This window comes from Pseudomonas sp. E45-MNA-CIBAN-0222, assembly GCF_040310405.1.
Taxonomy (GTDB): domain Bacteria; phylum Pseudomonadota; class Gammaproteobacteria; order Pseudomonadales; family Pseudomonadaceae; genus Stutzerimonas; species Stutzerimonas stutzeri_AC.
The window spans coordinates 75,983-88,957 of the sequence record NZ_JBEOPU010000002.1 but is presented as its reverse complement, the minus strand read 5'-3'; the positions used below and the strand labels follow the sequence as shown (position 1 = coordinate 88,957).

Genomic DNA, 12,975 nt, shown 5'->3' with positions numbered 1-12,975 from the left:
GTCATGTTGCTTGGTTCCGCACCTTACCGATTACGGCTGCACGCGCCGTGCGGGCTGTATCAGAGCTGGCGCGACTCAAGTTAGTCGGGTCCCAGGCCGACAAGGAGCCATTGCCCAGAGGTTCTCCATGACGCTGCCCATAGTCGCCTCCGCCGCTTCCGTCGCAGCCGCACGTCAGACCGTGCGTACCGCGGTGCCAGCCCGATCTGCGGCACAAGCGGAGCAGGCCTCCGAGTCACCTGCCCGGATTTCCCTCAGCGAGCGCTCACGGGAGCGACTGCTTTCGGCCGCCAAGGCCACTCGCTCGTTTTCCGCTGCGCTGCGCGAGGCCGATAGCGCGAAGAAGGAAGCGGCGCGGCGACGCATCGAGGACATCAAAGAGCGCGTCAAGATGCTGCGGATGCTGGTCAGCGGCGGGCTGGCATCGAAAGGTGTCCTGCGGGAAATTCGCGAATTGGCGAAGGCGCTTGGCCAGGCTGCCAAGGTGCTCGGCGATTCAGGCGGTGATACCAAGCAAGCTGGCGGCGGGGAGGGCGCGGCGCCTGCCACGGCGGCTTCCGCTGAGCAGTCCGGGCTGCAGGGAGAGGCGGCATCGCTGCCGCAGGGGGCCACACAGGAAGACGACACCGACCAGCAGCCCGAAGCGACAACGGAAGAAGGTGTCGACGAGGCGGCGTCCCGTACGGCAATGACCCTGAAGTTATACCTGGAAAATCTGCAGCAGGCGCGGCAGGACGAGCAGCCGAACGCCGCCGAGGCTAGCCAGCGCGGTGCCGATGCGGAGTTGATCGAGGATGCCGTACGCCGTCTCAAGGCTCTGCTGGCCCTCGTCAAAAGCGTTCGTGATACGAGCGATCCTGATTCCCGCAAGCGCATCTCGGAAATAAAAGAGCAGCTCGACGACAGCGAGAAAATCGCACGGGGCCTCGGCAGCAGCCTCCCCGCGGCGTCCTTGCCGGGGACATCCGTCTCAATCAGCGTCTGATAGCTCCGGCCTGCGCACGGCGCCAGATCCGTGTTGCGCTGGTGCATTCCCGTGACGAGTTTCCCGAGGCGTGCTGGATCAGTGACTCTCACTGGTGTCTAGCCGGCCAGTATCTCTGCCAGCAGCTTGCGGTCGATGTTCGCGCCGCTGAGCACCACGGCGATGCGTTCGCCGCGGTTGCGTTCCTGCTCCTGTATCGCGGCTGCCAGTGCAGCAGCGCCGGCGCCTTCGGCGGTGTTATGGGTGTCTTCGTGCAGGGCGACGATTGCCTGGCGAATCTCGCCGTCATCGACCCGCACGATGCGGGTTGCACCCTGGTTGATGATTTCCAGGGCTTCGGCGGCCGGCATTCGACATGCCATGCCGTCGGCAAAGGTCTCAGCGGTCTCGGTAGAGACGATGCGACCCTGTTCGAAGCTCTGCGCATAGGCGTCTGCCGCGCTGGAGACGACGCCTATGATCTCGGTATCCAGACCCAGCAGATCGCGGGTGCGGATCAGGCCGCAGATGCCGGAACCCATGCCGATCGGCACGTAGACACGGCGTAGCGGTGGTGCCGCTTCGAAGAGCTCCAGCGCATAGGTGGCCACCCCGCGGATCAGGTCCGGGTGCAGCGCCGGAACGAAGTGCCAGCCGCTCTGGGCAGCCAGCTCCGCGGCGTGTTGGCGGGCACTGTCGAAATCGCGGCCGTACTCGATAACCTCTGCACCGCAGGCGCGCATCGCCGCGTTCTTTTCCGTCGAATTGCCCTCGGGTACCAGCACCTTCAGCGGGATGCCTGACCGCTGCGCGGCCATCGCCAGGCTGATGCCGTGATTGCCGCGGGTAGCGCTGATCATGCCGAGCAGCCCGGGCTCACGCCTGAGCAACTCGTCGACATAGAGCAGGCCGCCACGGATCTTGAAGGCGCTGGCGGGTGTGTGGTTCTCGTGCTTGACCCAGACTTCGCAACCAAGGCGTTGCGCCAGCAGGGGCCAGCTGTACTGCGGGGTCGGTGGGACGTGACGGCCGATCAGCTCGGCAGCCTGACGCAACGCGGTAAGTTCGAACATGAGCGACTCCTGGCTGTTTGACGAACAGCCTAGGGTGCCGCCATTGTATGGGTAAATCCTTATATTGCATGGCAGGCAATGTGGCTTCCTGAACTCATCGATAACGATCAGCCGCGCTACCTGGCGTTGGTTGATGCCATTTCACGGGCGATCGAGCAGGGCGTGCTCAAGCCGGGCGATCGGCTGCCACCGCAGCGTCGGCTCGCCTGGGCGTTGGGACTCAACCCGAGTACGGCGATGCAGGCGTATCGCGAAGCGGCGCGGCGCCATCTGGTAGGCGGCGAGGTGGGGCGCGGTACCTACGTGCTGGCCGGCAGCCGTGAGGCTAGCCTGTTTCTGCTCAAGCAGCCGGATGCGGGGCCGGCGTTGCTCGACCTGTCGACCAATCTGCCGGTGATCGACGCGGACGATTGTGATCTGCAGCGCAGCCTGTTGGCGCTGGGTGCCTCGTCCGATCTCGCCGAATTGCAGGGTTACCCGTCGCCTGCGGCCATGCAGCGCGGACGCCTTGCGGCCAGCCGATGGTTGCGGGGGCGCGAGCTTGAGGTGCCACCGGGGCAACTGCTGCTCTGTGCCGGTGCGCAACAGGGCATATTCGCCGCATTGCTGGGCTTGTGCGAGCCGGGTGAACCGATCCTGGTTGAAGCGCTGACTTCACCTGGGATAAAGGCTGCGGCGCGCCAGCTGCGCCTGCCGTTGCACGGCGTGGCGATGGATCAGCGCGGCATCCTGCCGGAAGAATTCGATCGCCTGGCTCGTGCCACTGGTGCGCGGGTCGCGGTGCTGATGCCATGCCTGCAAAACCCCACGGGCGTCAGCATGGACGCTGCGCGGCGGGAGGCGATTGCTGTGCTGGCACGTCGACACGACTTGCTGATCATTGAAGACGACGTCTACGGTGCGCTCGGCGACGAGCCACCGCTGGCTTCGCTGCTGGGTGATCGCAGCGTGCTGGTCGGCAGCCTGTCGAAGACCGTCGCCCCAGGGCTGCGCTTCGGCTTTATCGTGGCCGTTGAGCACTGGCTGAGGCGCATCGACCCGGAAGCGCAAGCCACCGGCTGGGCACTGTCGCCGTTGTGCCTGCGCGTGGCGAGCGAGTGGATCGAGGATGGCACGGCAGCACGTCGGTTGGATTGGCAACGCCAGCAAATCCAACGACGCTGGCGCATGGCGCAAAAGATGCTTGGCCCCCGGGTGCCTGCAGGCGCGTCGCCGCATCTGTGGTTGCCCGCCCGCGGGGACGAGGTCGACTTGCCACGTATGGCCCGTGCGGCGAGCATCGAATGTGCAGCGGCAGATGTCTTTGCCGTCGGTCCCGGGGCGTCGGATGCGATACGCCTGAGTCTCAGTGCTGCGCCTGGTCTGGTTGCCCTGCAGCATGGACTGAAGGCTCTGGCCAGCGAGCTGGCACTGCGGCGACAGCCTAATGAGCCGACTGCGGCGCTATCGCTGTCATCGATCAGCAGGCAAGATGTTTCCAACGAATGAACAAGGAATCCAGCATGAATCCAGCCGGTGATACTTTCCGCATTGCCACCAGCGCCGAAGCTGCGGTGGACTACCTTGCCGAACTCCATGAGCGCGCCACCGCGGCGCTCAACCAGGCACTCAAACGCTATGTTGCCAGCCGCACCGAGCCCAGCGCTCAGGAGCGCAACCTGTTCCGCTACCCGCAGCTGCGCCTGACCTACGAGTGCCACGGCGAAGTCCCGGCCTCGACCCGCGCTTATGCCAAGGTTCAAGCGCCCGGCGTTTACAGCATCACCGTGACCCATCCGGCGGCGTTCCGCGCCTATCTGCTCGATCAGCTGAAACCGCTGATCCAGGACTTCAACGTTACGGTTGAAGTCGGCATGAGCGACCGCAACATTCCCTATCCCTATGTGATCGAGCAGGGCGACGAGCTGGCCGGCACGGGCGTGACTGCTGCAGAGCTGGCGCGGGTATTCCCCAGCACCGACCTTTCGGCCGCCACCGATGACATCGCCGACGGGCTCTACGATTGGGAACATGCGGACCCTTATCCGCTGGCGCTGTTCGACGGTGCGCGGGTGGACTTCTCGCTGCGTCGGCTGGTGCATTACACCGGCAGCGACTGGCGCCACGTTCAGCCGTGGATTCTGCTGACCAACTACCACCGTTACGTCGACCAGTTCATCCGCCACGGCCTGGACATGCTTCGTGACGACACGCGCTTCGTGCGCATGGTGCTGCCGGGCAATGTAGTCATCGATCGCAGCATGGAGGAGGGTGAGGCGCAGGCGATCATCGGTGGTGTGATGTGGCACCGCTACCAGATGCCGGCCTATCACCTGATGGCCGAGGACGGTCATGGCGTCACGCTGGTCAACATCGGCGTCGGTCCTTCGAACGCGAAGAACATCACCGATCACCTGGCCGTTCTGCGTCCGCATTGCTGGCTGATGATCGGACACTGCGGCGGGCTACGGCAGTCGCAGTCCATCGGCGACTACGTGCTGGCGCACGCCTACATGCGCCGCGACGGCATTCTCGACCGCGTACTGCCGCCGCACATTCCGCTGCCAGCACTGGCCGAAGTACAGCAGGCGCTGCAGGACGCTGCGGCCACGGTCACTGGCGAGCAGGGCGAAGCGTTGAAGAAGCGCCTGCGTACCGGCACCGTGCTGACCTACGACGACCGCAACTGGGAACTGCGCTGGGCGCAGGAACGGCCGCTGATCAACCTGTCGCGCGCCGTGGCGGTGGACATGGAGAGCGGCACCATCGCCGCCCAGGGGTATCGCCTGCGCGTGCCGTACGGCACGCTGCTGTGCGTGTCGGACAAGCCCCTGCACAGCGAGATCAAGCTGCCCGGGTCGGCCAATGCGTTCTACGAGCGCGCCGTGACCCAGCACCTGAAGATCGGCATCGCCGCCCTCGACCTGTTGCGCAGCCAGCTGAACTCGCTGCACTCGCGCAAGCTGCGCAGCTTCGACGAGCCGCCATTTCGCTAGTCACTCCTCCAGCGTTTCGGTGGAGCTGGAGTCCCCCGGGGTGGGCAGGCTGTAGACCACCAGGTAATCGCCGATCTTGGTCTCCATGAAATGGTGACCGCCGGCAAAGATGGCCAGGTACTGGCGTCCGTTGACCTCGTAGGTCATCGGCGTCGCCTGGCCGCCAGCGGGCAGCACGTCCTGCCAGACCACTTCGCCGGTATCGATATCGATGGCGCGAATGAGGTCGTCCGTAGTGGCGGCAATAAAGATCAGCCCACCGGCGGTGATCACCGAGCCGCCATTGTTGGGCGTGCCGATGGTGAAGGGCAGGCGCGAGGGGATGCCGAAGGGGCCATTGTTGCGGGCGGTGCCCAGTGGCTTGTCCCACAGTACCTCACGGGTGGCCAGGTCGATGGCCATGATTCCGCCGTAGGGTGGCCGGGTGCAGGGGATACCGGTCAGGCCGTTGCGCCATGGCTTGATCGAGATGGCGTAAGGAGAGCCTGCCTGGGGCACCGGCCCGCCGGAATCGGTCGTCCCACCCGGCTCGCCCAGCGGCACCATGCCTTTCTCATCAGCCTCTTCGCGACGGATGAGCTGATCACGCATCGGCAAGTCGGTGTAGTTGGCGACAAAGATGCCGCGCTCGGGGTCCAGCGAACCACCGCCCCAGTCGTTGCCGCCGTTGTAGCCGGGGTATTGGATGAAGGGCCGCTCGACGCTCGGCGGGGTGTACATCCCCTCGTAGTCGGACTGCAGGAATTGAATCCGGCACCAGAGCTGATCCAGGGGTGAAAAGCCCCAGGCGTCGCGTTCGGTGAGCTTGGGCTTGGCGAGTGTCGGCATGCCGACCGAGAAGGGCTGAGTCGGCGACAGCTGTTCGTCGGGCAGCTTGCTGGCCGGCACCGGGCGCTCCTGCACCTCGGTGAGCGGCTCGCCGGTGCGCCGGTCAAGCACGAAGATATCGCCCTGTTTGGTCGGCAGAATGACAGCCGGGACGCTCTGGCCCTCTCCCATGGGAAAGTCGGCAAGCGTGCCCTGCGAGCCCAGGTCATAGTCCCAGACATCGTTGTGCACCGTCTGGAAAACCCAGGCGACTTCGCCGCTGGTGATGTCGAGCGCGACCAGGGCGGTGGAGTAGGGGTGCTCGTAGTCTTCTCTGTTGCCGCTGAAGTAATCCACAGCCGAATTGCCCATGGGCACGTAGACCAGGCCGAGCTCGTCGTCGGCCGAAAAGGTCGTCCAGGCATTGGGCGTGCCGCGCGTGTACTGCTCGCCCTCGGCCGGCATGCCCGTCTCGCCCGGACGCCCCATGTCCCATGCCCAGGCGAGCTCGCCGGTTTCGGCATCGTAGCCGCGGATCACCCCGGATGGCGCATCCTCCTTTTGCCCGTCGAGCACCTGGTGGCCGACCACGACCACGTTACGCACGATGGTCGGTGCCGAGGTCACCGCGACGTAGCCGGGGGGCGAATCGCCCATCCCTTCGAGCAGATTGACCTGCCCGGAGTTGCCGAAGTCCTCGCACGGCTGGCCGGTGTCTGCATCGACGGCGATCAGCCGCGCATCGAGCGTGCCCTCGATGACGCGCCGCGCGCAGGCCTGGGCCGGCTCTGGATCGGGCACCTCGTAATAGCTGACGCCCCGACAGGCTGCTGAATAGGGGATGTGATCGATCGGCACCTGTGGATCGAAGCGCCAGCGTTCGCGACCACTTCCGGCATCGAGCCCGATCAGGATATTCATGGCGCTGCACAGGTACAGCGAGTTGCCGACTTTCAGCGGGGTGTTTTCCGGGGCCCACTTGTCGTCCACTTCCGGTGGCGGCATGTCGCCGGTCTGGTACACCCAGGCGGGCTCGAGCTGGTCGACATTGTCGCGCGTGATTTGCCTGAGCGGCGAATAGCGGGTGGCTGCGTTGTCGCGGCCGTACGACGTCCAGTCCGAAGGCGCGGGGGAGGCCGCTGTCGCCCGTTCGGTGGTCGGGCTGTTCTGAGCCTGGGCGTGGTGAATGTCGGGCAGGCTTAATGTCAGCGCGGCGAGCGCGATCCAGAGGCGCATAGGTCTACCTCAATTCGAGTGGCGGCGAACCGTGGGGATGAACAGCAATGTAAGCAGCGCGATGACCGCGGGCGCGACCAGACGGGGTACCAGGGGCCAGGGCTCGAGGCCCACTTCCCAAAGTGCCCAAACCAGCGTGGCCACGAATACCAGCCAGTAGAGCCACACGCCTTGAATGCGCATGAATAACAGCAGAATGCCGGAGACCAGCATGCCGATACCGGCGGGCAGGTAATACCAGGAGCCTCCCAGCGTCACCAGCCAGAGGCCGCCCGCCGCCAGCGCCAGGCCATAGAGTGCGAGGACGATGGCAAATGCCTTCAGGGCCCAGTAGGCAAAGCCGTGCGTAGAGTAGGTGGTCAACAGCATCGCTCCCTTGTCAGTGGGTAGCCCGTTCTGCGGTGCGCTTTAAAGGCCGCACCGTAGAACGCGTCCACTAGCTTTGGTTTGTGCTGTCGCCGAGAGTTCCCGGTGATTCAGGATGGGACTGGGTTATAAGCGAGGGTTATTGTGGGCATGCCTGTCACCTATCAGGCGACCAGCAGCCAGGCGCCGGTAACCGCCGATACGGCCCCCGCGATGCGAACCAGCGGCGCTGCGGCCTGCGGCAGGCCGCGCACCAGCCCGTAGCCCAGGGCATGCAGCGCAGCGGTGGCCGCCACAAAGCCGACGGCGTAACCCCAGGGGCTGGCCAAGGCAGGCAGCTCCAGGCCATGAGCCACGCCGTGGCACAGCGCAAACAGGGCGGTCAGGCCAGCCGCGACGGCCAGTGGCGGGCGCACGGCCAATGCCACGAGCAACCCCAGCGCCAGTACCGAGCCGGCAATACCGGTTTCCATCAGCGGCATCGCGATCCCGGCAAAACCCAGCAGACCGCCTACGAGCATGCTGGAGACAAAGGCCAACGGCAGCGCCCAGCGGGCCTTGCCGCTCTGCTGCGCAGCCCAGAGACCGACGGCGAGCATCGCCAGCAGGTGATCGAGACCGAAGACGGGGTGAGCGATACCGGACAGCACGCCGGCGTGATCGTGGCCGGGGTGTGCCAGTGCCAGGGTCGGGCTGAGCAGCAGAAGGGTGGCGAGCAGTGGATTGCGCAGGTTCATAGAGACTCCTTGGGTGATCGGGCGGACGTCAGGCGGCGCTGAGCATTCCCTGTTTTTCGATGAAGGCGATGATCTCCTCGAGACCCTGGCCGACCTTCTGGTTGCTGAAGACGAACGGGCGCTCGCCGCGCATCTTGCGGGCGTCGCGATCCATCACCTCCAGCGAGGCACCGACCATGGGTGCGAGGTCGATCTTGTTGATCACCAGCAGGTCGGACTTGCAGATGCCCGGGCCGCCCTTGCGCGGCAGCTTGTCGCCGGCGGACACGTCGATCACGTAGATGGTCAGGTCCGACAGCTCCGGGCTGAAGGTCGCCGAGAGGTTGTCGCCGCCGGACTCGACGATGATCAGATCCAGGCCGGGAAAGCGCCGGTTGAGCTGCTCCACGGCCTCGAGGTTGATGGAGGCGTCCTCGCGGATCGCCGTGTGCGGACAGCCGCCGGTTTCCACGCCGATGATTCGCTCGGGCGCCAGGGCCTCGTTGCGCACGAGGAACTGGGCGTCTTCCTGGGTGTAGATATCGTTGGTCACCACAGCGAGGTTGTAGCGATCGCGCAGGGCCTGGCACAGGGCGAGGGTCAGGGCGGTCTTGCCGGAACCGACCGGCCCGCCAATGCCGACGCGCAGGGGTTGGGTGTTCATGGGTGTTCTCCTCTGGGAGGCAGTGTGGGTGCCTCGGGGTTGATGCGAAGGACGTGTCGCTGCCGGTTGGGGCAGGCGTGGGATTCGTTGGGTAAGCTTGTTTGCCGCTTGAGGATGCAGTGCGTGTCGGCAGTGGCTTGGGTGCTTCCATGGGGCGCCGCGAAGCACGGGACTCGCGCCAGTTCTCTCATGACCTAAACAACCGACTGTACTGCCGCTCATGCGCCATGCTGGTCAGCACCAGTCCAAACGGCGCACTACCCCAGTCCCGCTCCGGTAGTTCGCTGGCATCCCGCTGCGCCTGGCTCAGGACCGGCAATAGCTGCGAGGTCAACCGCTGCGCTGCCTGCTGTCCCAGCGGCAGCGTCTTCATCAGCACCGCCAGCTGGTTTTCCAGCCAGCCCCACAGCCAGGCGGCGAGGGCATCGGCGGGGTCGATCCGCCAGGCGCGGGCGGCCAGTGACCAGGCCAGTGCCAGGCCGGGCTCGTCGGCGGCCGCGAGGCAATCGCGGGCCGGCTGGTCGAGTTCCGGCAGGCCGTCGAGCAGCTGCGTCAGGGAATAGCCCATCTGCCGGCTTTCCAGCTGCAGCTCGCGGGTTTCGCGGCTGGCGCGGTGCTCGGCGGCGAGCTGTAACAGGCGCGGCCAGTCGTCCTGTGCCGCCGCTTCGCAATGCGCGAGCAGCAGCGGCGCCTCGAAGCGGGCGAGGTTGAGCAGCAGTTGATCCTCAAGCCAACGCTGGGCGCTGTCAGCGTCGCTCACCCGGCCGTTCTCCACCGCCATTTCCAGCCCCTGGGAATAGCTGTAGCCGCCGATCGGCAGCTGCGGGCTGGCCAGCCGGAGCAGAGCCCAGGCCGAGCCGGGTGCGGCCGCTGCGTTCACGGGCGTACGCCGAACTGGTGCAGGCGCGGTGCGTAGCTGAACTCCGCCTCGCCGGCGTGGGAGTGATGATGGCCGCCACCGTAGGCGCCGTGCTCCGGCTCGAAGGGCGCCTCGATATGTTCGACCTGGGCGCCCAGCTGCAACAGCATGTCCTTGAGCACGTAGTCGTCGAGCAGCCGCAGCCAGCCGTCGCCGACCTGCAGGGCGACATGGCGGTTGCCCAGGTGATAGGCCGCGCGAGTCAGTTCGAAAGCGCTGGTGCAGGTGACGTGCAGCAGCTGCTCGGGGCGGGCGCGCACGCGCACCACGCGGCCATCACCGGCGAGCAGGCATTCGCCATCGTGCAGCGGCGGCTGGCCGCGTTCGAGAAACAGGCCGACGTCTTCGCCACTGGTACTGAAGCAGCGCAGGCGACTCTTGCTGCGCGCGTCGTAGGTCAGTTCGAGTTCCGCCTGCCACTCGGGGCGGGCGTCGATGCGTTGGCGAATCACCAGCATGAGCAGAGTTCCGGTCGGATGGTTTCCGGAACAAGAGCAAGTGGCTTGCCAACCGGCCCCATATATCGCGATCGCGGCGGCTATCGGGCCTGCGTGCCTGATAATGGGGCTTTTAGTGCACCGTCATGGTGCGCCTGTCGAAGTCGGGTCAGGTGCGTGCGCCTTACTGGTGCAGGTCGCGCACCATGTACACGGCAGGGATCTGGTAGCTGGCCAGGTTGCCGGCCTGCGGCGGGTCGAGTTCGTCGTGGGCTTCGTAGCCCAGGCGCGACCAGAAGCCGGTGGAATCCTGCACCGACACCAGTGCCGAATAGCGCAGCTGTGCGGTGCCGGCCTGTTGCAGGTTATGCCGCACCAGTGCCGGGCCGATGCCGCGGCCGGCGGCTCGCCCGGCCACGGCCAGATCATGCAGGTAGAGGCAATCGGCGTCGCCGTCGGTGCAGAACTCCCCGTCCAGCGGGGTCACCTTGCCCAGGCGCGAGTGGTAGGCGAACAGGTAGGCGCAGACACCGTCGTCATCCTCGGCAACCCACGCCAGTTGCGGGAACGCTGCCAGCCGTGAGCGGATCACCGCCTCGTCTTCCAGGACCTCGGCGGCATAGGATTCTTCCTGGATCGCCAGGACGGCAGGGATATCGCGCTCCTGCATCGCTCTCAACTGGTACATCACGACTACACTCGAACGCCGCGAAACGCCGCGCGGCTCGGCAAAAAGCCGGCGATCATACGCCAATTGCCGGCGTTCCGCTTGCCGTCGGGCGGCGTATCCGCGCCCCGTCAGCCCACGCAGCGGGATGGACAGGGCAGTGGCGCCCCGTACTCGCTCGGCTGAAAGGTTTCAGCTGATTGGTGCAGCGGTGCGACAAGATGACAGGCATAATGGTTAGCCTGCTAACAAGTGGTTGAGGCCTGCGTTGAACGATCACCATCACCCGCTCTACGGCGTTCTGCTGATATTGCTGTCGGGTCTGCTGCTGGCCAGCCATGACGGGCTGGCCAAACACCTCTCGGAAATCTACCCGGTGTTTCTGGTCATCTGGGCCCGCTACGTCGCGCAGACGGTGCTGATGACGGCGCTGTTCGTGCCGCGCATGGGCCAGCGCGTGTTTCGCACCCTGCGCCCGTGGCCACAGCTGCTGCGTGGGCTGAGCCTGGTCAGCGTAAGTCTGCTGTTTATCAATGGCCTGCATTTCATCCCGCTGGCCGAAGCCACCGCGGTGATCTTTCTGACACCGGTGCTGGTTACCATCGCCTCGGCGCTGCTGGGCGAGCGGGTCAGCCGCAGCCAGTGGCTGGCGGTGGGCTTCGGACTGCTCGGGGTGGTGATCATCGTGCGCCCCGGTTCGGCGCTGTTTACTCCGGCGGTGCTGCTACCCTTTGGCGCGGCACTGTCGTTCACCGTGTATCAGCTGGTGACACGGCGTCTGGCCGGTACCGACCACCCGGTGACCAGCAACTACCTGACCAGCCTGGTCGGTTGCGCGACCCTGAGCGTGCTGGTGGTCTTCAACTGGCGAACGCCGACGCTGCACGACGCGCTGCTGATGGGCGCGCTCGGCGGCATGGCAATGCTCGGCCACCTCTTGCTGACCAATGCCTTCCGCTTCGCCAGCGCGGCGACGCTGGCGCCGTTCACCTACGGCCAGATCGTCTTCGCCGGAGTAGTCGGCTATGTCGCCTTCGATCACGCGCCGGATACCGGGGCGCTGATTGGCATGGCGGTGATCATCGCCAGCGGCCTGTGCATGGCTTATGTGCAGCGCCGCCAGGGACCGGTCGAAGGATAAACGGCGAAAATGTGCCATTCGGCCGACCAGGCAGCTTCTCAACAACACTGAAATGAAAAGACAGGGCGAATCGACCCTTGCGTGCCCGCATACAACAAACGGAGCCTATATGCCGCGACTCTCTCACAACGACCTGCGCCGAAATTTCCGCGAGCTGCTGAACGCAGACCGCTGCTTCCACACCGCCTCGGTGTTCGACCCGATGTCCGCGCGGATCGCCGCCGACCTCGGCTTTGAAGTCGGCATCCTCGGTGGCTCGGTAGCCTCGCTGCAGGTACTCGCCGCGCCGGACTTCAACCTCATCACTCTGAGCGAGTTCGTCGAGCAGGCCACGCGCATCTGCCGTGTCGCCCAGCTGCCGGTGCTGGCCGATGCCGACCATGGCTACGGCAACGCGCTGAACGTCATGCGCACCGTTTCCGAACTGGAGCGCGCCGGGATTTCCGCGCTGACCATCGAGGACACACTGCTGCCGCCCAAATTCGGCCGCCGTTCCACCGACCTCATCGGCATGTTCGAGGCCGTCGGCAAGATTCGCGCGGCGCTGGAAGCCCGGGTCGACCAGGAGATGGCCATCATCGGCCGGACCAATGCCGGCGTGATCGGCTTCGAGGAGGTCATCGCCCGCGCCCAGGCTTACGAAAAGGCCGGCGCCGATGCCATCTGCCTGGTCGGCATCGAGGATTTCGACCACCTGGAGAGCATCGCCAGCCAGCTGACCAAGCCGCTGATGCTGGTCACCTATGGCAACCCCAACCTGCGCGACAACGCCCGCCTGGCCTCACTCGGTGTGCGCATCGTGGTCAACGGCCACGCGGCCTACTTCGCCGCGATCAAGGCGACCTACGACTGCCTGCGCGAACAGCGCCAGGTCGATGCGCTGGACCTGAACGCCTCGCAGCTGTCGGTCAAGTACTCCACTGCGGATGAATATGTCGTCTGGGCCGAAGAATACATGCAGGTCAAGGAGTAAGCCCTGCGCTGGCACGCTCGCCTGGCAGAAGTCAGCC

Annotated in this window: 13 protein-coding genes; 5 read left to right on the top strand and 8 right to left on the bottom strand. The window is 65.6% G+C overall.

Annotation, left to right across the window (positions count from 1 at the left end):
* Window positions 1-127 precede the first annotated feature (127 nt).
* Window positions 128-985, top strand: a complete 858-nt coding sequence (locus AAEZ08_RS03485; RefSeq protein WP_500123720.1) for a hypothetical protein — start codon at window positions 128-130, stop codon at window positions 983-985.
* A gap of 98 nt (window positions 986-1,083) precedes the next feature.
* Here the strand turns inward: AAEZ08_RS03485 and AAEZ08_RS03480 are convergent, their stop codons facing one another.
* On the bottom strand, window positions 1,084-2,037 hold the full coding sequence (locus tag AAEZ08_RS03480) for a threonine dehydratase (RefSeq protein ID WP_500123719.1): 954 nt from the start codon (window positions 2,035-2,037) through the stop codon (window positions 1,084-1,086).
* Window positions 2,038-2,115: 78 nt separating this feature from the next.
* Here AAEZ08_RS03480 and AAEZ08_RS03475 point away from each other — a divergent pair, with 78 nt between their 5' ends.
* Both AAEZ08_RS03475 and amn read left to right on the top strand, forming a co-directional pair.
* Window positions 2,116-3,525: an aminotransferase-like domain-containing protein gene (locus tag AAEZ08_RS03475; protein WP_500123718.1), complete on the top strand. Its 1,410-nt coding sequence runs from the start codon at window positions 2,116-2,118 to the stop codon at window positions 3,523-3,525.
* A gap of 14 nt (window positions 3,526-3,539) precedes the next feature.
* On the top strand, window positions 3,540-5,012 hold the full coding sequence (gene amn / locus AAEZ08_RS03470; protein WP_500123717.1) for an AMP nucleosidase: 1,473 nt from the start codon (window positions 3,540-3,542) through the stop codon (window positions 5,010-5,012).
* Here amn and AAEZ08_RS03465 read toward each other — a convergent pair whose 3' ends face one another.
* From AAEZ08_RS03465 to AAEZ08_RS03435, 7 genes are all read right to left on the bottom strand, one after another.
* Window positions 5,013-7,055: a pyrroloquinoline quinone-dependent dehydrogenase gene (locus AAEZ08_RS03465; protein WP_003283008.1), complete on the bottom strand. Its 2,043-nt coding sequence runs from the start codon at window positions 7,053-7,055 to the stop codon at window positions 5,013-5,015.
* Between the two features lie 9 nt (window positions 7,056-7,064).
* Window positions 7,065-7,424 (bottom strand): hypothetical protein, encoded by a 360-nt coding sequence (locus AAEZ08_RS03460; protein WP_003283009.1) that lies wholly within the window; start codon window positions 7,422-7,424, stop codon window positions 7,065-7,067.
* Window positions 7,425-7,585: 161 nt separating this feature from the next.
* On the bottom strand, window positions 7,586-8,158 hold the full coding sequence (locus AAEZ08_RS03455) for a HupE/UreJ family protein (protein WP_125883116.1): 573 nt from the start codon (window positions 8,156-8,158) through the stop codon (window positions 7,586-7,588).
* A 28-nt stretch (window positions 8,159-8,186) separates the two neighbouring features.
* Window positions 8,187-8,801, bottom strand: a complete 615-nt coding sequence (gene ureG, locus AAEZ08_RS03450; RefSeq protein WP_014818985.1) for an urease accessory protein UreG — start codon at window positions 8,799-8,801, stop codon at window positions 8,187-8,189.
* Window positions 8,802-8,988: 187 nt separating this feature from the next.
* Window positions 8,989-9,681: an urease accessory protein UreF gene (locus AAEZ08_RS03445; protein ID WP_482694467.1), complete on the bottom strand. Its 693-nt coding sequence runs from the start codon at window positions 9,679-9,681 to the stop codon at window positions 8,989-8,991.
* Window positions 9,678-10,178: an urease accessory protein UreE gene (gene ureE / locus AAEZ08_RS03440; RefSeq protein WP_500123716.1), complete on the bottom strand. Its 501-nt coding sequence runs from the start codon at window positions 10,176-10,178 to the stop codon at window positions 9,678-9,680. Before ureE ends, AAEZ08_RS03445 begins: the two co-directional genes overlap by 4 nt.
* Window positions 10,179-10,341: 163 nt before the next feature.
* Complete coding sequence (locus AAEZ08_RS03435; protein WP_058065042.1) at window positions 10,342-10,827, bottom strand: GNAT family N-acetyltransferase; 486 nt, start codon at window positions 10,825-10,827, stop codon at window positions 10,342-10,344.
* A gap of 265 nt (window positions 10,828-11,092) precedes the next feature.
* Here AAEZ08_RS03435 and AAEZ08_RS03430 point away from each other — a divergent pair, with 265 nt between their 5' ends.
* Both AAEZ08_RS03430 and AAEZ08_RS03425 read left to right on the top strand, forming a co-directional pair.
* Window positions 11,093-11,965 (top strand): DMT family transporter, encoded by an 873-nt coding sequence (locus AAEZ08_RS03430; RefSeq protein WP_103456174.1) that lies wholly within the window; start codon window positions 11,093-11,095, stop codon window positions 11,963-11,965.
* Window positions 11,966-12,074: 109 nt separating this feature from the next.
* Complete coding sequence (locus AAEZ08_RS03425) at window positions 12,075-12,938, top strand: isocitrate lyase/PEP mutase family protein (RefSeq protein ID WP_500123715.1); 864 nt, start codon at window positions 12,075-12,077, stop codon at window positions 12,936-12,938.
* The last annotated feature ends 37 nt before the right edge of the window (window positions 12,939-12,975 follow it).

Excerpts from the sequence above, each read along its gene's own strand:
- ureE (WP_500123716.1), bottom strand. The coding sequence starts at position 10,178 with ATGCTGGTGATTCGCCAACGCATCGACGCCCGCCCCGAGTGGCAGGCG.
- amn (WP_500123717.1), top strand. The coding sequence starts at position 3,540 with ATGAATCCAGCCGGTGATACTTTCCGCATTGCCACCAGCGCCGAAGCT.
- AAEZ08_RS03435 (WP_058065042.1), bottom strand. The coding sequence starts at position 10,827 with ATGCAGGAGCGCGATATCCCTGCCGTCCTGGCGATCCAGGAAGAATCC.
- ureG (WP_014818985.1), bottom strand. The coding sequence starts at position 8,801 with ATGAACACCCAACCCCTGCGCGTCGGCATTGGCGGGCCGGTCGGTTCC.
- AAEZ08_RS03465 (WP_003283008.1), bottom strand. The coding sequence starts at position 7,055 with ATGCGCCTCTGGATCGCGCTCGCCGCGCTGACATTAAGCCTGCCCGAC.
- AAEZ08_RS03425 (WP_500123715.1), top strand. The coding sequence starts at position 12,075 with ATGCCGCGACTCTCTCACAACGACCTGCGCCGAAATTTCCGCGAGCTG.
- AAEZ08_RS03460 (WP_003283009.1), bottom strand. The coding sequence starts at position 7,424 with ATGCTGTTGACCACCTACTCTACGCACGGCTTTGCCTACTGGGCCCTG.
- AAEZ08_RS03480 (WP_500123719.1), bottom strand. The coding sequence starts at position 2,037 with ATGTTCGAACTTACCGCGTTGCGTCAGGCTGCCGAGCTGATCGGCCGT.
- AAEZ08_RS03485 (WP_500123720.1), top strand. The coding sequence starts at position 128 with ATGACGCTGCCCATAGTCGCCTCCGCCGCTTCCGTCGCAGCCGCACGT.
- AAEZ08_RS03475 (WP_500123718.1), top strand. The coding sequence starts at position 2,116 with ATGTGGCTTCCTGAACTCATCGATAACGATCAGCCGCGCTACCTGGCG.
- AAEZ08_RS03455 (WP_125883116.1), bottom strand. The coding sequence starts at position 8,158 with ATGAACCTGCGCAATCCACTGCTCGCCACCCTTCTGCTGCTCAGCCCG.